This window comes from Shewanella sp. OMA3-2, assembly GCF_021513195.1.
Taxonomy (GTDB): Bacteria; Pseudomonadota; Gammaproteobacteria; order Enterobacterales; family Shewanellaceae; genus Shewanella.
In genome coordinates this window covers 3,449,438-3,468,903 of record NZ_CP090974.1, presented here as the reverse complement: position 1 = coordinate 3,468,903, position 19,466 = coordinate 3,449,438, and the positions used below count along the sequence as shown (strand labels likewise).

Annotated in this window: 17 protein-coding genes; 11 read left to right on the top strand and 6 right to left on the bottom strand. The window is 41.4% G+C overall.

What is annotated here, in order from left to right; all coding sequences use genetic code 11:
* Positions 1-177: 177 nt before the first annotated feature.
* From glyA to L0B17_RS15250, 9 genes are all read left to right on the top strand, one after another.
* Entirely contained in the window at positions 178-1,431 is a 1,254-nt protein-coding gene (gene glyA, locus L0B17_RS15290) for a serine hydroxymethyltransferase (RefSeq protein ID WP_235085972.1), read from the top strand.
* A 128-nt stretch (positions 1,432-1,559) separates the two neighbouring features.
* Positions 1,560-2,009, top strand: coding sequence for a transcriptional regulator NrdR (nrdR, locus tag L0B17_RS15285; RefSeq protein WP_235085970.1), 450 nt, complete (start codon positions 1,560-1,562; stop codon positions 2,007-2,009).
* Positions 2,010-2,035: 26 nt separating this feature from the next.
* Positions 2,036-3,172 (top strand): bifunctional diaminohydroxyphosphoribosylaminopyrimidine deaminase/5-amino-6-(5-phosphoribosylamino)uracil reductase RibD, encoded by a 1,137-nt coding sequence (ribD, locus tag L0B17_RS15280; RefSeq protein WP_235085968.1) that lies wholly within the window; start codon positions 2,036-2,038, stop codon positions 3,170-3,172.
* Positions 3,173-3,229: 57 nt separating this feature from the next.
* Positions 3,230-3,886 (top strand): riboflavin synthase, encoded by a 657-nt coding sequence (locus L0B17_RS15275; protein ID WP_235085966.1) that lies wholly within the window; start codon positions 3,230-3,232, stop codon positions 3,884-3,886.
* A gap of 143 nt (positions 3,887-4,029) precedes the next feature.
* On the top strand, positions 4,030-5,133 hold the full coding sequence (ribBA, locus tag L0B17_RS15270) for a bifunctional 3,4-dihydroxy-2-butanone-4-phosphate synthase/GTP cyclohydrolase II (RefSeq protein ID WP_235085965.1): 1,104 nt from the start codon (positions 4,030-4,032) through the stop codon (positions 5,131-5,133).
* A 122-nt stretch (positions 5,134-5,255) separates the two neighbouring features.
* A complete protein-coding gene (ribH, locus tag L0B17_RS15265) occupies positions 5,256-5,735 on the top strand; it encodes a 6,7-dimethyl-8-ribityllumazine synthase (protein ID WP_235085963.1) in 480 nt (159 codons plus the stop codon).
* 11 nt (positions 5,736-5,746) lie between these two features.
* Positions 5,747-6,151: a transcription antitermination factor NusB gene (nusB, locus tag L0B17_RS15260; RefSeq protein WP_235085961.1), complete on the top strand. Its 405-nt coding sequence runs from the start codon at positions 5,747-5,749 to the stop codon at positions 6,149-6,151.
* An 87-nt stretch (positions 6,152-6,238) separates the two neighbouring features.
* The gene (gene thiL / locus L0B17_RS15255; RefSeq protein WP_235085960.1) at positions 6,239-7,195 is read left to right on the top strand and encodes a thiamine-phosphate kinase; all 957 of its coding nucleotides are present in this window, start codon (positions 6,239-6,241) and stop codon (positions 7,193-7,195) included.
* A complete protein-coding gene (locus L0B17_RS15250; RefSeq protein ID WP_235085958.1) occupies positions 7,195-7,689 on the top strand; it encodes a phosphatidylglycerophosphatase A family protein in 495 nt (164 codons plus the stop codon). Before thiL ends, L0B17_RS15250 begins: the two co-directional genes overlap by 1 nt.
* A gap of 2 nt (positions 7,690-7,691) precedes the next feature.
* On the opposite strand, the gene L0B17_RS15245 is transcribed toward L0B17_RS15250, so the two are convergent.
* The 6 genes from L0B17_RS15245 to barA form a co-directional block, all read right to left on the bottom strand.
* A complete protein-coding gene (locus L0B17_RS15245; protein ID WP_235085956.1) occupies positions 7,692-8,099 on the bottom strand; it encodes a hypothetical protein in 408 nt (135 codons plus the stop codon).
* A complete protein-coding gene (locus L0B17_RS15240; RefSeq protein ID WP_235085955.1) occupies positions 8,096-8,866 on the bottom strand; it encodes a hypothetical protein in 771 nt (256 codons plus the stop codon). Before L0B17_RS15240 ends, L0B17_RS15245 begins: the two co-directional genes overlap by 4 nt.
* 58 nt (positions 8,867-8,924) lie before the next feature.
* Positions 8,925-10,583 carry a DNA repair protein RecN gene (recN, locus tag L0B17_RS15235; protein WP_235085953.1) on the bottom strand — a complete coding sequence of 553 codons (1,659 nt, stop codon included), beginning with the start codon at positions 10,581-10,583 and terminating at the stop codon, positions 8,925-8,927.
* Between the two features lie 125 nt (positions 10,584-10,708).
* Positions 10,709-11,677: an AEC family transporter gene (locus L0B17_RS15230; protein WP_235085951.1), complete on the bottom strand. Its 969-nt coding sequence runs from the start codon at positions 11,675-11,677 to the stop codon at positions 10,709-10,711.
* Positions 11,678-11,901: 224 nt separating this feature from the next.
* Positions 11,902-12,498: a YjaG family protein gene (locus tag L0B17_RS15225; protein ID WP_235085950.1), complete on the bottom strand. Its 597-nt coding sequence runs from the start codon at positions 12,496-12,498 to the stop codon at positions 11,902-11,904.
* Positions 12,488-15,358, bottom strand: a complete 2,871-nt coding sequence (barA, locus tag L0B17_RS15220) for a two-component sensor histidine kinase BarA (RefSeq protein WP_235085948.1) — start codon at positions 15,356-15,358, stop codon at positions 12,488-12,490. Before barA ends, L0B17_RS15225 begins: the two co-directional genes overlap by 11 nt.
* A 102-nt stretch (positions 15,359-15,460) precedes the next feature.
* Here barA and rlmD point away from each other — a divergent pair, with 102 nt between their 5' ends.
* Positions 15,461-16,855 (top strand): 23S rRNA (uracil(1939)-C(5))-methyltransferase RlmD, encoded by a 1,395-nt coding sequence (rlmD, locus tag L0B17_RS15215; protein WP_235085946.1) that lies wholly within the window; start codon positions 15,461-15,463, stop codon positions 16,853-16,855.
* Between the two features lie 335 nt (positions 16,856-17,190).
* Positions 17,191-19,395: a GTP diphosphokinase gene (relA, locus tag L0B17_RS15210; RefSeq protein ID WP_235085944.1), complete on the top strand. Its 2,205-nt coding sequence runs from the start codon at positions 17,191-17,193 to the stop codon at positions 19,393-19,395.
* The last annotated feature ends 71 nt before the right edge of the window (positions 19,396-19,466 follow it).

The window sequence follows — 19,466 nt, the reverse complement described above, 5'->3', positions numbered from 1 at the left end:
TAAATCTTAAGGTGGCGATAGTTAACGCATGTAAGTTAAGGTTATTTTCTGTTTCGCATGAGATTATCTATTGTTGTTTAATAACTTAATTCATGCCGTAAAGGCTGGGATTGTTTGCATTTGCAGAGTAGAATACCGCGCAACCCTACTAATATAAAACCTACCGTTGGAGTTACCATGCTTAAGAAAGCGATGAATATAGCGGATTACGATCCAGAACTATTTAAAGCCATTGAAGATGAAACTTGTCGCCAAGAAGAGCACATCGAGTTAATTGCATCTGAAAACTATACTAGCCCACGCGTGATGGAAGCTCAAGGTTCACAGTTAACCAATAAGTATGCTGAAGGCTACCCTGGTAAGCGTTACTACGGCGGTTGTGAATATGTTGATGTTGTTGAAACCTTAGCTATTGAACGTGCTAAAGAATTATTTGGTGCAACTTACGCCAACGTACAGCCGCATTCAGGTTCACAAGCAAACAGTGCAGTATTTATGGCGCTTTTAAAACCGGGTGACACTGTACTTGGTATGAACTTAGCGCATGGTGGTCACTTAACCCACGGTTCACCAGTAAACTTTTCTGGTAAATTATATAACATCATTCCTTATGGTATCGATGAGTCGGGCAAAATCGATTACGATGAAATGGAACGTTTAGCGGTAGAGCATAAACCTAAGATGATGATTGGAGGGTTCTCTGCTTATTCTGGTATTGTCGACTGGGCCAGAATGCGTGAAATAGCGGACAAAATTGGCGCATACTTTTTTGTCGATATGGCGCACGTAGCGGGTCTTATCGCTGCAGGTGTTTACCCAACGCCAGTGCCTCATGCCCATGTTGTTACTTCAACAACCCATAAAACATTAGCAGGCCCACGTGGCGGTATCATTATCTCTGCAGCTGATGACGAAGACTTATACAAAAAATTAAACTCAGCGGTATTTCCTGGTGGCCAAGGCGGCCCATTAATGCATGTTATTGCAGGTAAAGCGGTTGCGTTTAAAGAAGCACTAGAGCCTGAGTTTAAAGTTTACCAACAACAAGTTGTTAAAAACGCTAAAGCAATGGTTGAAGTATTTTTAGCGCGTGGATACAAAATTGTTTCTGGCGGTACCGAAAACCACTTAATGCTTGTTGATTTAATCGGTCGCGATTTAACCGGTAAAGAAGCGGATGCAGCCTTAGGCAGTGCCAATATCACGGTTAATAAAAACTCGGTACCAGATGATCCACGTTCACCATTTGTGACTTCAGGTGTTCGTATTGGTACGCCAGCGATTACTCGTCGTGGCTTTAAAGAAGCTGAAGCGAAGCAATTAACGGGTTGGATTTGTGACATTTTAGATGACGCACAAAACCAAACTGTGATTGATAGCGTAAAAGGTCAAGTGTTGGCCTTATGTGCTAAGTTCCCTGTTTACGGATAACTCCAGTTTGCGGAACATCCTTTTTCATCGGTAGCGCCAGCCTTAAAGGTTAGCTTAACCTTGATGAGTAAATAGGATAAACTTTATGGCCGCTAATTTTAGCGGCCATTTTATTTTACGGAGGTTCAATGCATTGTCCTTTTTGTAGCGCGACAGACACTAAAGTTATCGATTCACGCTTAGTGGCCGATGGCCACCAGGTGCGCCGTCGCCGCGAATGCACTGAATGCCATGAACGTTTTACAACCTTTGAAGGCGCAGAGCTAGTCATGCCTAGGGTGATTAAACGTGATGGCAGCCGCCAACCTTTTGATGAAGAAAAACTCCGCGGTGGTATGTTACGCGCAGTTGAAAAACGTCCGGTTTCTATGGATGAAATCGAACAAGCAATTACAAAAATCAAGTCGACATTACGTGCAACAGGCGAACGTGAAATTAACTCAGAGATGATAGGTAACTTAATGATGGATCAATTAATGAGCCTAGATAAAGTAGCTTATATTCGCTTTGCCTCTGTTTATCGCGCCTTTGAGGATGTGTCTCAATTTGGTGAAGCGATTGCCAAATTGCAAAAATAATTTTCCTACGACTTGAGTAAACTTTTATGACTAGTTTTAGTGTATTTGATACCCAAATGATGAGTCGAGCGATCCAGCTGGCGCGAAAAGGTCTTTATACCACTCGCCCCAATCCATCAGTTGGCTGCGTACTTGTTCAAGACTCAGTTATTATTGGTGAAGGTTATCATCAGATTGCGGGGCAAGGGCATGCTGAGGTCAATGCGTTAGCTGATGCCGCTAAAAAAGGGCATTCTACCCTTGGCGCGACAGCCTATGTCACGTTAGAGCCTTGTAGTCATTATGGGCGTACTCCGCCTTGCGCCTTAGGGTTAATTAATGCTCAAGTTGCTAGAGTCGTTATTGCGGTGAAAGATGCTAATCCTCAAGTGGCTGATAACGGCATTGCGATGTTGCAAGATGCAGGTATTCACGTCGACGTCGGGTTATTAGAAGCTGAAGCATTGGAGTTAAACCCAGGCTTTATGAAGCGGATGAAAACCGGTTTACCTTGGGTGACGGTTAAAGTTGCTGCCAGTTTAGATGGCAAAACAGCGCTGTCTAATGGTGTATCTAAATGGATTACCGGCCCTGCCGCTCGACAAGATGTGCAACGAATGCGTGCCCGTCATAGTGCATTAATCACAGGCGTTGAAACCATTATTGCAGATAACCCTAGCTTAAATGTGCGTTATAACGAGCTTGGTAGCTTGAAAAATTCACTTTTACCCACATCTCTACATCAGCCACTAAGGGTTGTATTAGATTCCCAAGCCCGATTAACCGCTGAATTTACCTTATTCAGTATTGAAACGCCGATTTTATTGGTGTCAACTTGTGGTTATTCTGATGCGGTACAAGCACTTTTTCCTAAGCATGTTAGTTTACTGCAAGTAAATGCAAATAGTGCAGGGCGAGTTTGTCTGGACACCGTATTGAAATATTTGGGCGAAAGTTGTAACTCTGTGATGATTGAAGCCGGTGCGACACTTTCGGGCAGTTTTATTGAACATCATTTGGTCGATGAGCTTGTTGTGTATCAAGCCCCAAAATTGTTAGGCAGTGAAGGGCGCAACATGTTGACCTTAGCGGATTATCAATCAATGGATCAAATTCCTAAAATAGTCTTAAAAGATAAACGAAATGTTGGCCAAGACACACGATTTGTATTTGGTTTCAGCTAGAATACCTCATCATTAATGTTCAATTCAGATGGGCATAAATAGGAAAAGTGACTCACTATGTTTACAGGCATTATTGAAGCCCTAGGCACTTTGCGCAAAATTGAGCGTAAAGGTAACGATATCCGCTTAACTGTGGCTAGCGGTAAACTTGATTTATCTGATGTAAAATTAGGTGACAGCATTGCCACAAACGGCGTTTGCTTGACTGTAGTCCAATGCTTAGCCGATGGCTATGTTGCCGATGTTTCTGCAGAAACTGTTACCTTAACGGGGTTCGCTCACTATCAGGTTGGCCAAAAAGTTAACTTAGAAAAGGCGGTTACAGCAACAACGCGTTTAGGTGGCCATATGGTTAGCGGCCATGTTGACGGTGTCGCTAAAGTCGATGGGCGTCAGTACCGTGGACAAGCGATTGAGTTTTGGTTGTCAGCTCCTGCTGATTTAGCTAAATATATTGCCCATAAAGGCTCAATCACCATAGATGGTGTGAGCTTGACCGTTAATGAGGTCAAAGGTAATCAGTTTAGGTTGACTATTGTGCCGCACACAGCAAGTGAAACGACGTTAACCGAATTAAAAGCCGGTGCTAGCGTTAATATTGAAGTTGACTTAATAGCTCGGTATCTTGAAAGATTAATGCAACCACAAGATGAACAGCAACCTAAATCTGGCGTCACCTTGTCGATGTTAGCCAGTGCTGGATTTATGAAGTAACCCGTAGAATGTGATTAATAAGTGCCTAGAGTTTTATCATTACCACTAAGCCTTATAAAACAACATTCTGACCAATGTACTACTTTTCGGCATGTTGAGTAGAGCATAACTAATCACCCTAAATAACAAATAAAGGTCCCTACATGGCTTTACACAGTATAGAAGAAATCATCGAAGACATCCGTCTTGGTAAAATGGTTATCTTGATGGATGACGAAGACCGTGAAAATGAAGGTGATTTAATCATGGCCGCCGATTGTGTGACGCCGGAGGCAATCAATTTTATGGCCACTTTCGGTCGTGGCTTAATTTGTCAAACTATGACAAAAGCGCGTTGTCAGCAATTAAATTTACCTTTAATGGTGACCAATAATAACGCCCAGTTTTCAACTAATTTTACCGTGTCTATTGAAGCGGCTGAAGGTGTTACCACAGGTATTTCTGCCCACGACAGAGCGGTAACAGTTAAAGCTGCAGTGGCTAAAAATGCCAAAGCATCCGATTTAGTTCAGCCAGGGCATATATTCCCTTTGATGGCCCAAGATGGCGGGGTGCTGATCCGTGCTGGCCATACTGAAGCTGGATGTGATTTAGCCCGTCTTGCTGGTTTTGAACCTTCAGGTGTGATTGTTGAGATTTTAAATGAAGATGGCACTATGGCTCGCTGTCCTGATTTAGAAATTTTTAGTGAGAAACATGGCATAAAAATGGGCACTATTGCCGATTTAATTGAGTATCGTAATAACAAAGAAACCACAGTTGTACGTGAAGCAAAATGTAAACTGCCTACCCGCTTTGGTGAGTTTGATATGGTGACATTTAGAGACACTATCGATAACCAACTTCATTACGCCTTGATTAAGGGTGATATTAACGCTAATACATTGGTGCGGGTGCATTTGCAGAATACCTTTAATGATTTACTGCATTCAGAACGCGATCAAAAACGCAGCTGGCCGCTTGAAAAAGCCATGGAGCGAATTGCAGATGACGGTGGTGTATTGGTATTGCTTGGTAATCAAGAACACACCAGCAGTATATTGGCTAAGGTTAAGTCATTTGAGGCCGAAGACAATGGTCAAGCTATGGCTCCTGCTTTGTGGCAAGGTACGTCACGTCGTGTTGGTGTAGGCTCACAAATTTTATCAAGCCTTGGTGTCACCACTATGCGTTTGTTGAGTTCGCCTAAGCAGTATCATTCTTTGTCGGGTTTCGGCTTGGAAGTGACTGAATATATTTCGGAATAAATTGTTAATAAATTCAATTTAACATTTTCAATAATTGCATTGCGCTCAGAGTGGTCGGCTGTGTTATCATACCGCCTCTTTCGCCCAGGCTGGGTGCTTTAGCTAAATTAGGTAAGATAAAAATGAACATAGTTCAAGGTAATATCGAAGCGAAAAATGCCAAAGTGGCGATCGTTGTATCGCGTTTCAATAGCTTTGTTGTTGAAAGTCTGCTTAGCGGCGCACTAGATACTTTAAAACGTTTTGGTCAGGTTGCAGATGATAACATTACAGTTGTGCGTGTGCCTGGCGCTGTGGAATTACCACTGGCTGCTCGTCGAGTTGCTGCAAGTGGAAAATTTGATGGCATTATCTCACTTGGTGCTGTGATCCGCGGTGGTACACCTCATTTTGATATGGTTGCCGGTGAATGTAATAAGGGACTTGCTCAAGTAGCATTAGAGTACGACATCCCCGTTTCTTTTGGTGTGTTAACAACAGATACCATTGAGCAAGCCATTGAGCGCTCAGGTACAAAAGCGGGCAATAAAGGTGGCGAAGCTGCATTAAGCCTGCTGGAGATGGTTAACGTGCTTCAAGAGTTAGAAAAACAGTTGGTATAGTAGGAAATTTAATGAAGCCTTCAGAGCGCCGTAAGGCACGCCGTTTAGCCGTTCAAGCAATTTATTCATGGCAGCTAACAGGCAACAATGTTGCTGATGTTGAACATGAGTTTTTAACCGAACAAAGTTTAGATGGTGTTGATGTTGCTTATTTTCGTGAACTTTTAGCGGGTGTTACAGCTAAAGTCGCTCAGATAGATGAATTATTAAAACCACACTTAGACCGTGATTTTAGTGAAGTATCGCCAGTTGAAAAAGCCATAGTACGCTTAGCAACATTTGAGCTGACTTTCAAAAAAGATGTTCCTTTTAAGGTAGCCATCAACGAAGGTATCGAACTTGCTAAAGCCTTTGGTGCTGATGACAGTCACAAGTTCGTCAACGGTTTGTTGGATAAAATCGTGAGAAATAAGTAACCCTAGAAACGGTATCTTCGGATACCGTTTTTATTTGTATTAACATGCTTAAACATAAGGTGGGCGGGTTTTCCGACCAGTGCTAGCGTGAAAGAATTCCAACTTATTGAACAGTTTTTTAAAAACCGTGGCCAGAAGCGCCGTGATGTCATCTTAGGTATTGGCGATGATTGTGCTCTGGTACAGCCTGCAGAGGGTAAGGTTATTGCTATTTCATGCGATACCTTAGTTGAAGGGGTACATTTTCTTGCTGATATGCCTGCACATGCTCTTGGCTATAAATCACTGGCAGTGAATCTGTCTGATTTAGCCGCTATGGGAGCAGAACCTGCCTGGATGACTTTAGCGCTATCTTTACCTGATGTTGATGCTCAGTGGCTTACTGATTTTAGTAATGGGTTATTTGAAATCGCAGACTATTATAACGTTGCTTTAGTCGGCGGCGATACCACCCGTGGACCCCGTTGTATAAATCTGACCATTAATGGGCAGATCCCTAAAGGTAAATCGCTAAAACGCAGTGGTGCAAAAGTGGGTGACTGGATATATGTGACCGGAACTTTAGGCGACTCAGCGCTTGGACTCGATATGCTGCGTGGTGTTCAGACTGTTAAGCCAGAGTACAAAGAATACCTACTGAACCGCCATTATTATCCCACCCCAAGGGTGCTAGCAGGGCAAGCATTACGTGGTCTTGCGACTAGCGCGATTGATTTATCTGACGGCTTAGTCTCAGATCTTTCTCATATTCTTAAAGCATCCAATGTGGGTGCAACGATTAATGCTAATGCAATACCATTATCTAGCTCATTAAAAAATAGTGTGACGGCAGAGCAAGCTTTAGCCTATGCCTTAACCGGAGGTGAAGACTATGAACTGTTATTTACTGTACCTGAGTCGCAGCGTGGGGCAATAGACACCGCCTTAATTCATGCGGGGGTTAAGTTTGTTAACGTTGGCCAAATTTGTTCTGGTGATAAAATTAAATTCACTTTAGACGGTCAACCTTTCACGCCAGAGTTTAAAGGTTTCGAGCATTTTTAATGAAGTTACTCTCACAAGACCCAGCACTGAAACGTTTACGTCTATCTAATCCTATTCACTTTCTTGCATTGGGTTTTGGAAGTGGTTTAGCAGCTAAAGCGCCTGGCACCTTTGGCACTATTGCGGCTATCCCTTTATATTTATTGATGAGCCACTTAAGCCTGCCAGTATATTTAGCTTTGACATTAATAAGTGTGCTGCTGGGTATTTATATTTGCGATAAAGCAGCCAGAGATATGCAAGTGCATGATCACGGCGCAATTGTGTGGGATGAAGTCGCAGGTTTATTGATAACCTTAATAGCCGCCCCTACAGGTTGGGTATGGTTGTTAGTCGGTTTTGGTTTTTTCCGGTTCTTTGACATCCTAAAACCCTGGCCTATTAGGTGGCTAGATGCCAAAGTACATGGTGGCTTTGGTATTATGATTGATGATGTACTGGCGGGTGTTTTTGCCTTTTTGTGTTTGCAGGCATGCGTTTACTTTTTCGGATAATGCTATCTTAGCGAGTGTGTGCTTTCAGTGCTAAGCCGTATTGATTTTTGTTGTAGCCGTGTAATTTTCTCAGATTGGTCAAAGTACTTATCCACACCCATATTCAAACAGCTGAGCATTTTACCTATAGGGTTATATTTCATCGCCCAAAGTTTTTTTATAGTTGAATCAAGGTCACAATATGCAAATTTTTGCTCATTTTGATCATCCTTTGCTGTTAACTCATGTATTGAATCTTTCACTATTTTGTTATTTATTTGGTTTGCGATGACTTTTTGATATTGATTCATCAATCTTTCCGCATTCATGTTGATGCTGTCATTTAGCTTGAAAAAATGACTGACAAGCCATTGCTTATAATAGTTAATATCAGATAATGGATAGGGATTATCAAGCATTTCAACCATCATTGCTTTGCCAAAAACAAATTCCCCGCAAACACTCTCTGGATACTTTGTTCTGATAGCTTACTGCTAAGTTGCCAAGCTGCAGGGTAAGTACCGTTAAGGCTTGATTCTAAACTAAGCATTTTCACTCCCCAGGCTAAGTTACTTTGCATTTTACTGCCGGCTAGAGAAAAGGTAACAAGGTAGCTTGATGAATGGAAAACAGTGTTCCAAAAACGATAGTCTGCATCGATAAAGTCATTAATAATACCAGGGCGGCGAGTGCTTGAGTTCACGAGAACATTCAGCTCGGCAAGCATCTGAATATTAAATAAGTTAGTGAAATTAAGTAACTGTCTATCTGTTGAGTTAGCTAGATTTTCTTGCCACAAAGGCTGCGTGATGATTTGTTGGTATTGGTTAATTAAATCAACATGACTTATCAGCATAGACTTAATTTCTAATAAGTTACTTGTTATAAAAGCCTGACAATTTTCAACCGGTTCTTTATGGCAGGCTTGTTGGTAATGCTGCAGCGATACGTGCTCAGCGTCTGACAAAGGCAGTATTATAGGAGCTTGCTGGGTGCCGACTATTTGTTGCGCTAATATAAAAGCATTTTGACTTTCATCGACAGATTCAAGTTGCGCCCATTTTTCTAGTTGTTGAGTGTTTACCGATAAATAGCGGTCTTCAATATTAATATAGAATAAAACAGCAAAGGTAAGCGCCATCACTAATGTTATTGAAACTACACTATAAATGGCTATTTTAAGTATCGACTTAAACATTCTTATCCTTGATTTTATTTATCTTTATTTAACGACCATACTAGAATTTTATATTACATTATTGCAACAACTCTCTGGCATTTGCGAGGGTGTTCTCAGTGATAATATCACCCCCTAATAAACGCGCTAGTTCGTTTATGCGTTGCTCTTTATCTAAACTTTGCATGGTCGTCTCAGTTTGTCCACCTTTGTTGAACTTGTTGACAAACATATGCTGATGGCCATTTCCAGCTACTTGCGGTAAATGGGTAACACAAAATACTTGGGTTGAATCCCCTAGGCTTCTCAGCATTCTGCCAACAACAGCCGCAGTCGGTCCTGAAATACCAACATCGACCTCGTCAAATATTAATGTGGGGGTAGAGACTTTTTTGGCGGTAATAACTTGTATGCCTAATCCTATGCGAGACAACTCGCCACCTGAAGCCACTTTAGCAATCGGTTGTAGTGGCTGGCCAGGGTTGGTGCTAACTAAAAACTCTACTTGATCACAACCTAAACTGTTACTCATTTCTGGGTTAAAGTTTACCGCAATATTAAATTGGCCTTTTGGCATGTTTAATTCGTGGATTGAGCGGGTAACTAATTTATCTAACTCTTTAGCATAGCGAGCACGGCTTTGACTGAGTTTTTGTGCATGTGCTAAATAGGCATCACGGCTAAAATCTAAAGCTTGTTTAATTTCATCTAACTTAGTTTCATCATCAGACAGGCTAACAAGTTCAGCTTTCAGTTGAGCATGGTGCGCGAATAAGTCTTCAGCACTGACATGATGCTTGCGTGAAAGTTGCATGGCCGTTGTTAAACGCTTTTCTAAATAGATAAAGTGTTCAGGATCTAGCTCTAAACGACTAAGGTAGTCTTCTATTTCAACTGTGCTTTCTTGGATCTGAATTAATGCTTCATTAAGCATGCTGGCTACGGGGGCGAACTTTTCATCTACATTTTGTAAATTATCAGCTAAATGAATCACTTTATTTAGCAGTGATTCTATGTTGAATTCTTCACCTTCAGTCAGTAGGTCTAAACTGGCTTGGCAGGTTTCTATCAATTCGGTGCCATTAGCAAGACGCTTATGTTCTTGTTCTATTTCAACAAACTCACCATCTGCTAAATTAAACTCATCTAACTCTTCAACTTGATATTGGAGTAACTGTTTACGCGATATACGCTCATGTTGCGCATGTTCGAGCATTTTTAGCTCATTTTCGATCTGTTTATGACGTTGGTAACTGGCATGTACAGTATCAATTAACAGCTTATGATTAGCATAGCTGTCTAGTAGCGTAAGTTGATGCTCACTTTTTAGCATTGCATGGTGAGCATGTTGACCATGAATACCTATTAGCAATTGTCCTATGCTTTTAAGTTGCGCAATCGGGACTGGGTTGCCATTAATATAAGCGCGTGAGCGACCATCACTGTTAATGGTGCGGCGTAAAATGCAGTCATCTTCATTATCAAGGTCATTATCTTCTAACCAGCGCTTAGCTTGTGGCACATCATGTAAGGTAAAGCGAGCGCTTACTTCGGTTTTACTGGCTCCAGGTCTCACGGTATTGGCATCGCTGCGGTTACCTAAACATAAACCTAACGCATCAATAGCAATAGATTTACCCGCACCCGTTTCACCCGTGATGGTGGTCATGCCGGCTTTAAAATCAAGTTCTAAAAAACGTACTATCGCAAAATTGTTGATACTGAGTTGGCAAAGCATAATGATGTCCTGTAACTAAAACTAAACCACTGTATTAATAAACAGTATATACTGATTTTTTATACAGTAAAGTGGTTGAGGTAAAATTATCATTGACCATTATATCATCGACAGTCGGATGATCATTAAGCAGTAGATTTTAATAGTGTTTCTATTATAGGCAAGCTTACAAAGGTAATTAATGTGCCATATAAAATACTTTGCGCGCAGATATTGGCATTAACTTGGTATCGCTCTGCCAATAAATAGACACTTGCTGCCGTAGGCAAAGCAGCTAAAAGCACTCCCATTGTCAGTAGTTCATGCTCTACGTTAAACAGTTTCAGCAATCCAAAGGCAATAAAAGGTTGAATAATTAATTTAAGTAAGTTGATTAAACTTATTTCTGCAATCAGGCTAGAGCTGAACATGTTTGCAAAAGATTGATGCTGAAACGCTTTGGCAAGAACCATTCCTATAGCGAATAGTGCACAGGGACTAGAGGTACTGCCTATTTGGTGCAGCACTAATGATAGGCTTTCAGGTACGGTGATATGTAATGCTGATAAGCTGATCCCTATAACGCTACCGAGAACTATCGGGTTTTTAAATAGTGCATTGGCCATAATGATAACGGCATGATCGGTAGACTGTTTGTTACGGCTGGCCAGTTCAATGGAGACTAATGCAAAGGCGAACATGATGACAGACAGCAAGCTAGTTATTGCTGCGGCCACTAATGCGATTTTGTTACCCGGAAATAGTAAGCTGAGTAATGGAATACCAATGAAGGCAGTATTGCCAAAGGTGGCATTTAATGCGCGCATAGCGGCAATTGCTTGCTGCTTAGGTTTACGCCATAAGGATACCGCTATGACGAGTGCATAGGTGGTGACCATTGCTAAACTAAATCCACCAATAAAGCCCCATTGCATAATATCTTCAATGCGCGTTTCGGCGAGTACAATCAATAAAATGGCTGGAAAGGCAATATAATAAACAAACTGATTGAGAATAAGATTGGTATCTGCAGGTAGAAATCTTAATTTTTGAACAATGCCGCCGAGTAACATAATAATAAACACAGCGATAAGCGGGGTAAGAATACTGGACATCCCTCGCAATTCCTTAGCAAAATAATAATAAGCTCACTTTACTGCGTTTTAATACGATGATGCAATTAGGCTAAAGTTAAACAAGTGCTTATTTATTGAGTTTTAGGCTTAACATTCTGGCGTGCTTAAACTTATTGACGTGTTTAAATTTACTGAAGATATTACGATAAAAGCCTGAAGAATATCAGGCTTTTGAATGTTTTTAACGATATCAGTATCAGGCCCTAGAGACTAATGCCGATGTTGGACACACCCGCGTCGATAATATCTTTTCGTAAACCTTTAACTAAGTCTGGATGAATATCTGGGTTTGCTTCAATAATATCTAATAACATATTTTGTAGCTCTTTTTCTTCTATCATCACAGGATGGGCAAATACAAAGTCATCTAATGCTTCATCCATCAAATCATCATCACTCAGGGCTTCAACATAGTTCGCCACAGTACTGGAAGATAGCTTGCTGATATTGATAATGTCATCTTCAATTTTATCTGCAATCGCACTCATTAATGTTGAAATTGCTACTACAGCATCCATTGCAGGATAAACACCATAAGCTTCAAATTCGCTTGGGTCAGGAGTGTTTTCTTCTAATTTTTGTAAATGTACATCGACATTGTATTTGTTTTTTTTGTCGTACTGGCTTTGCCATAATAAGTCCAGGGCCGTTGATAGAACGGCAGGTTGGCCAAATTCGCATACCTCTGAAAATAGTTGATAATTAGGTAACATACGCTGGCATAAAGCGATCGCAAATAATTGTTTTTGGGGTAAAGATAACGCTTTTAAACGTTGAAAAAATCCAGGTTTATGAGTCATGCGTGATGTCCATCGATAACTGTTCTAATACTTGAGTTGCCGCTGATTCTACCTTAGTTAGCTCATCAAGTAACTCAAGTATTTCCGGTTCTAGCTCACTCGTCGAGGTTTTGTGCTTCAATGCTAATTCTATTTCTTGGCAAAGCTTCTGCGTTGTTGGTACGCCACAATAGCAGCTGGCACCATGCAGTTTATGAACCGCTTGTAACATTTGCGATTGATCTTGCTCTTGCAGCGCTAACTCAATGGTGGCGATAGTGCTGGGAATAGAGTCTACCAACATCTGTAGCATTTCAAGTGCTAAGTCTGGTTTTTGGCTTGCTTGGCTTAAGCATAATTCCCAATTGAGGGTATGAAGCTCAAAATGGGTAAATTTAGGTTTTGCTACCCAGCGATTAATCACTTTTTTTAAGGATGATTCATCGATGGGCTTGGGTAGAAAGGCATCCATACCTGCCGCTAAAATATTTTCTCTTTCTTCTGCAATAGCATGGGCTGTAACGGCAATTATTGGCGTATTGCGGTTCATTGATTCATGACGTATACGCTTGGTTGCTGTTATGCCATCCATCCCCGGCATTTGAATGTCCATAAAGATTAATTCAAAGCTTTTACTTCTTGCCAGCTTAATTGCTTCTTGGCCATTTTTAGCTGTGGTGACATTGACAACTAACTCTTGTAATAAAGTATCAATCAGCTTCAAGTTGGCCATATTGTCATCTACGGCTAACACTGACACATTCAAACGCTCACTATCAGTGACAGACGCGACAGGCTGCAACTGCTGTAAAGCTTTGGGCGTCGGTGGGTAAATTAAATGCCTGGCTAACTCCATATCATTGATAGGCACGCTCAGCAGTAAATCGGTATTGGGTTTCAAGTGATAACTAATGATGTCTTGGTCTATACAGTCGTGCAGTAAAATCAGACATTGCGTATGATTTTTCATCTCTTGTAGTTGTGAGCTGATTTGCTCCGGGCTATCAAAGCCATGACAGCTTGTTAAGATATAATCAAAGTGAATATTGTTTTGCCCAAGGATGGAATTGAGGTGTTCTAACTGCCCCACACTGGTCAGTTTTAAATGCCATGATTCTAGGCGTTTATTCAAGGTGCCACGTGTGAGCTCTCTTGGTTCAAATAATAGAATAGATTTGCCCTGCAGCACATCCATTGGTAATACTTCACCTATGTCAAACTGACTGGTGCTTAGGGGTAAAATAAACCAAAAGTTTGACCCTTTATCTGGGCTTGAAGTAAATCCAATTTGGCCGCCCATCTGATTAATGAGGCGTTTGGTTATCACTAAGCCTAAACCTGTTCCGCCAAAACGGCGAGATATCGACGAATCTGCCTGGCCAAAAGCTTGGAATAAATATTCCTGCTGTCCTTCATCAATGCCAATACCTGTGTCGATGACTTCACATCGAAGGGTCACAGTATCTTCATTAGTGCCCACAAGGGTGATTTTTAGCATTACGCTACCTTGGTCAGTAAATTTGATTGCGTTGCCAACCAGATTGGTAATAATTTGATTCACACGCATTGCATCACCGCTAACGCTTTCAGGCACATTAGAATCAATATCAATAACAAGTTCTAGGCCTTTCTCACGCGCACTTCCGGCGATAAGGCTTAAGGTATCAGCTAAGGTTTCACGTAACGCAAAAGGCATTTTTTCAAACACCATTTTACCGGCTTCAAGTTTAGAGAAATCAAGAATGTCATTGATGATGCCTAATAAATTACTGGCGCTACGCTCAATGGTTTTAATGTAATCGAGCTGACTTGAATGTAACGGTGTTTTAATTAACTGTCTTGAAAACCCTATCACCCCGTTGAGCGGGGTACGCAGTTCGTGCGACATATTGGCTAAAAACTCAGATTTAATGCGACTGGCTTCTAATGCACGCTTTTTGGCTAAATCTAATTCAACGTTTTGAATTTCAATCTGCTCTAAGGTTTCTCGTAAATCCGAGGTTGCCTGATCAATATTTTGTTGCATCTCGTCATGGTATTCAGACAAGGATCCTGCCATGGCATTAATGCCTCGTTTAAGTAAATCTAATTCACCAATTAAATTACCATCTAAACGGGTGTCGAGTTTACCTTCACGAATTTTTGCCACAACCCTGACCATTTCGGTAATAGGATGGTTGACGTGTTTCACTAAGCGAAAGGTGAAAAATAGGTTAAACTGCACGCCAATCAGGACAATAATAAACGCGGCAATGGCAGCTCTATGTTGCTCTAGTAACGCATTTTCTTTATTGATTAATATTGCGATATAGCCAATAACTTGTTCTTGTTTACTGTTATAAATAGGTTTTGCCATACTTTGGCTGTAAACCGTATTTTGTTGATTAATAGAATCAAGCGGATCTTTACTTGATTGAGTATTAATAAAAGCAAGTGGGTTAAAATGCGTATTGGACACAATAGGACTGCGAATGACTAAAATATCTTCTAAGGTATTAAATTCAGTGGCGTCTAACGTTGATAATGGCTGCTGAGTGCGCATTACCTCGAAGTCTTTATGGTAATGAGAGGTGACAAAAAGTTGGTTTTGACTATCAAAAATCGCAATAGAGAGTATTAATGATGCATTTTTCATTTGCGTTGCAGAAAGCAGTTTTTTTGTTGACTCTCTATCTTCAGTCACAATACCAAACTCACTGGCGATGGCTAATGGCTCGATAATATTGCTGCCTTTTGCCATCAGTGTGTCTTCAAGTTCATAAAAGCGGTTTATGGTGAAGTAACTTCCAAGTAGAATACCTACCACAATGGTAGGAGCCAATGCCAGTACCAGTACCCACGAACGAAGGCTGTATTTAGTCATATTTTCGGTACTTTTCATGGTCTTTGGCTTAGGTTCCTACAATAATCTGTTGATATTCAGTCTAGACTGCCAGAAAGCCCGCACTCTTGACTAGTGTTTTATTCATTTTTAGAGGCCGAAATGGCACAATTTTTTAAAGCTAAACCAAACAAATCTAAGCAATTATCAGCAAAGCTTAGCCTTGATATTACCCAGTTGGATCATTTGGGCGCCGGAATGGCGCAATATCAGGGGAAAGTCGTGTTTGTTGCCGGAGCTCTTCCAAATGAACAAGTCACAGTGCAATTGACAGAGCAAAAGAAAAGTTATGCTAAAGCTAAGCTGATAAAAATTGATAAAGCGAGCGCGGTAAGACGCGAACCTCTTTGTCCCCATTATGTGCAATGTGGTGGTTGTGATTTACAGCATTTAGATGTCGATGCCCAGCGTGAATTCAAACAGCAGGCGCTAACTGAGCTAATGACTAAATTGGGTAATAGTACCTTAGCGCAAAATGTTATAGCGCCTGCAATAACAGGTGATGCATGGCACTACCGACGCAGAGCGCGTTTAGCGGCCGTTTTCGATAAAAAAACCAATCATTTGCAACTCGGCTTTCGTCAATCAGCATCTAGTAACATAGTCTCTGTTACCCAATGTAACGTATTAGCGAAACCTTTATCTGATTTGATTACCCCGTTTGCGGTTAATTTAAACCAATTAAAATCTAAAGCCAGTCTAGGCCATTTAGAATTAACCATGGCTGAAAATGGCTTGTTTGCGGTATTGCGTGTGACTAAGGTTTTACCCGCGTCAGATATTCGTTGGTTAACTGAGTTTGCTGCAAAGCATCAAATCTGTTTATTGACCCAAGATAACGACAACCAATTAAGCCAGTTATACCCCAAAGTCGATGATGCAGATACAAACGTGACTTTGCCTTATTACTCTTTAGCTGCAACTGCAACTGAAAGTACAGATGCGGAGCAGTCACTACGCTGTGAGTTTACCCCAGGTAATTTTGTGCAAGTTAATGGGGAAATAAATCATGCTATGGTGCAGCAGGCGATTACTTGGCTAGATCCGCAAGCCGATGAGCGAGTATTAGATTTATTTTGCGGCGTGGGTAACTTCTCCCTCCCTTTGGCGTTAAGCGCATCGAAAGTGATTGGCGTGGAAGGTGTGCCTGAAATGGTGCAGCAAGCTAAAGATAATGCAGCATTGAATCAGCTAGACAACTTATCTTTTCATCATGCCGATTTAAGTGCCGATCTCACCCATGAAAAGTGGCTGGGTAAAATTGACAAGTTATTACTCGACCCTGCTCGAGCTGGCGCGTTTGAAAGCTTGCAATGGCTTAAAAAAATGCGCCCTAAAAAGGTGGTGTATGTTTCATGTAATCCTGCAAGCTTAGCCCGTGACAGTAAAGTGTTGATTGAACAAGGCTATCAGCTGCGACAATTAGGCATGGTCGACATGTTCCCGCAAACTCACCATATTGAAGCTATGGCGCTATTTGAATTAAACGACGAGTGAAGTTAGCATTGTTAGGCCGTAATACAGCTAAGTCTTAATGCTACTAAGTCTTAATGTTACTAAGTCTTAATACAGCTATCAATATTGATATAAAAGCTGAATAACGTTAAATAATGAGTAAACATAGTCATTTACCGTTTATTGAATTGATAAATAGTTGCGATACGCTCAATATAGACTTTATAAAATTCGAGACGATTTCCTAGGTAAGTTGCATTTGCGTGGTTTGTGATGTTTTTAATTGCAGATTACGCTTTATTCATTTTATGGTCCGTTTTGGCAGAAAAGTACATAACATTGTTGCGAAGATAAGCACCAATGGGTAAGGATAAAACATGGTTTCAGTTCGCGAAGCGCATTTTAATACAGACGATTTCAACCTTGAAGACTGGGTGGCCCGCTACATCGAAGATGTTAACGACGCGCAAACTCTCCTGGACATGCTCAAGAGCATGGAAGCGTTGCCTATTAAAGATAAGTTGGCCCATACGCAATTACTTGCCCGCGCGCGTGAAATGATTGAAATTCTAGCGCCACTTAATATGGACTTAGAAACGCTTCAGGCGGCATTATTGTTTGTTATTTTAGATGCCAACAGCATTAATGAAGCACAAATTCTTGAGTCCTATGGCGAACCTTTAGCCAAACTAGTTGCCAGTGTTGTGACCATGAATGCCATTGGCGCATTAAAAGTGTCCAATGGCCGAAGTGCAGAACCTCAAATAGATAACATTCGTAAAATGTTGTTAGCCATGGTTGAAGATGTGCGTGCTGTGGTAATAAAACTGGCTGAGCGAGTGTGTTTACTGCGCGCGGTTAAAAATGCCGATGAAGAAACCCGCGTATTACTTGCAAGGGAAATCGCCGATATATACGCTCCACTGGCTAACCGCTTAGGTATTGGCCAGCTAAAATGGGAGCTTGAAGACATTTCGTTCCGCTACCTGCACCCTACGGTTTATAAAGATATCGCTAAGCAACTTGACGGAAAAAGAATGGACCGTGAGGTCTATATCGACATGTTTGTTACCCAACTGCAAAAACGGCTTGATGACGACCAAATTCGTGCCAAGGTTTATGGCAGACCCAAACATATCTACAGCATTTGGCGCAAAATGAAGGGTAAAGACCTTAAGTTTGATGAGCTATTTGATGTGCGTGCGGTACGTATTGTGACTGACCGACTGCAAGATTGTTATGGCGCCTTAGGCGTAGTGCATGATTTATGGCATCACATTCCGCGTGAATTTGACGATTATGTGGCCAACCCCAAACCTAATGGCTACCAATCAATCCACACCGTAGTTGTTGGGCCTGAGGGTAAAACGGTTGAAATTCAAATTCGAACCGAGGCGATGCACCAAGATTCTGAGCTCGGTGTCGCAGCGCATTGGAAATATAAAGAAGGTGCGGGCAATACCAAACAAACTGGCTATGAAGAAAAAATTAACTGGCTGCGTAAAATTTTGCAATGGCAGGAAGATGTGGCTGAGAGTGGCAACTTGGTTGACGAAGTACGCAGTCAGGTCTTTGAAGACCGGGTTTATGTGTTTACCCCAAGCGGTGAAGTGGTCGACCTTCCATTAGGCTCAACAGTATTGGACTTTGCCTACTATATTCATTCTCAAGTAGGGCATAGATGTATTGGTGCTAAAGTTGATGGCAGAATTGTCCCCTTTACTTACCAAGTTGAAACCGGTGAGCGCATTGAGATTATCACCTCAAAAACACCTAATCCGAAACGCGACTGGCTCAACCTTAATTTAGGTTATATCAAATCTTCGCGTTCACGCTCTAAAATTCAGCATTGGTTTAAACAGCAAGACCGCGACAAAAATATTGCCGCAGGCAAGGAAATGCTTGAAACCGAGTTACATCGTGCAGGGTTTAAATTGAAAGATGCAAACATCGCCGTTGAGCGCTTTAATCTCAACGGTATGGATGACATGCTAGCGGCTATTGGTGGGGGGGATTTACGCCTAAACCAAGTGGTTAACTATATTGACACCAAGTTGCGTAAAGAACCTGATTCAGAAGAAGATATTGTTGAAGACATTTTAAAGAAAGCGGTTCACCGCCCTAAAAAAATGGGTAAAGGTCAAGTTGAGGTAAATGGGGTAGGTAATTTACTTAGTCATATCGCGCGTTGTTGTCAGCCAGTGCCTGGCGATGAAATTTTTGGTTATATCACTATGGGCCGTGGTATCTCAGTTCACCGTAGTGATTGCGAACAAGTTAAAGAGTTAATGCGCGTTCACCCAGAGCGGAGCGTTGATGTGGTATGGGGCGAGAACTACTCTGGTGGATATCGCATTCGGGTTAAAGTTGTGGCCCATGATCGCAGTGGATTGTTACGGGATTTAACCGCAGTGCTTGCCGCTGAAAAATCGAATGTTATGGCGATGAGTTCAACTTCCGATGTGAAAACCCAAACGGCAACGGTTGAGCTTGAATTAGAGCTTTATAATGTTGATGACTTATCGCGGGTACAGTCTAAATTGTCTCAAGTCGAGGGTGTTATCGAGTCAAGACGCTTATAAATTTGGCGTTATGATTTGATAGCAAATTGTTTGTTGAGCACTTAATGCGGTAATTCATTATATTGGTGATA

Bases quoted from the DNA above. Each gene is read 5' to 3' on its own strand.
- ribH (WP_235085963.1), top strand. From the start codon at position 5,256: ATGAACATAGTTCAAGGTAATATCGAAGCGAAAAATGCCAAAGTGGCG.
- L0B17_RS15225 (WP_235085950.1), bottom strand. From the start codon at position 12,498: ATGACTCATAAACCTGGATTTTTTCAACGTTTAAAAGCGTTATCTTTA.
- L0B17_RS15245 (WP_235085956.1), bottom strand. From the start codon at position 8,099: ATGATGGTTGAAATGCTTGATAATCCCTATCCATTATCTGATATTAAC.
- glyA (WP_235085972.1), top strand. From the start codon at position 178: ATGCTTAAGAAAGCGATGAATATAGCGGATTACGATCCAGAACTATTT.
- recN (WP_235085953.1), bottom strand. From the start codon at position 10,583: ATGCTTTGCCAACTCAGTATCAACAATTTTGCGATAGTACGTTTTTTA.
- ribD (WP_235085968.1), top strand. From the start codon at position 2,036: ATGACTAGTTTTAGTGTATTTGATACCCAAATGATGAGTCGAGCGATC.
- nusB (WP_235085961.1), top strand. From the start codon at position 5,747: ATGAAGCCTTCAGAGCGCCGTAAGGCACGCCGTTTAGCCGTTCAAGCA.
- L0B17_RS15275 (WP_235085966.1), top strand. From the start codon at position 3,230: ATGTTTACAGGCATTATTGAAGCCCTAGGCACTTTGCGCAAAATTGAG.
- L0B17_RS15240 (WP_235085955.1), bottom strand. From the start codon at position 8,866: ATGTTTAAGTCGATACTTAAAATAGCCATTTATAGTGTAGTTTCAATA.
- L0B17_RS15250 (WP_235085958.1), top strand. From the start codon at position 7,195: ATGAAGTTACTCTCACAAGACCCAGCACTGAAACGTTTACGTCTATCT.
- rlmD (WP_235085946.1), top strand. From the start codon at position 15,461: ATGGCACAATTTTTTAAAGCTAAACCAAACAAATCTAAGCAATTATCA.
- nrdR (WP_235085970.1), top strand. From the start codon at position 1,560: ATGCATTGTCCTTTTTGTAGCGCGACAGACACTAAAGTTATCGATTCA.
- relA (WP_235085944.1), top strand. From the start codon at position 17,191: ATGGTTTCAGTTCGCGAAGCGCATTTTAATACAGACGATTTCAACCTT.
- L0B17_RS15230 (WP_235085951.1), bottom strand. From the start codon at position 11,677: ATGTCCAGTATTCTTACCCCGCTTATCGCTGTGTTTATTATTATGTTA.
- ribBA (WP_235085965.1), top strand. From the start codon at position 4,030: ATGGCTTTACACAGTATAGAAGAAATCATCGAAGACATCCGTCTTGGT.
- barA (WP_235085948.1), bottom strand. From the start codon at position 15,358: ATGAAAAGTACCGAAAATATGACTAAATACAGCCTTCGTTCGTGGGTA.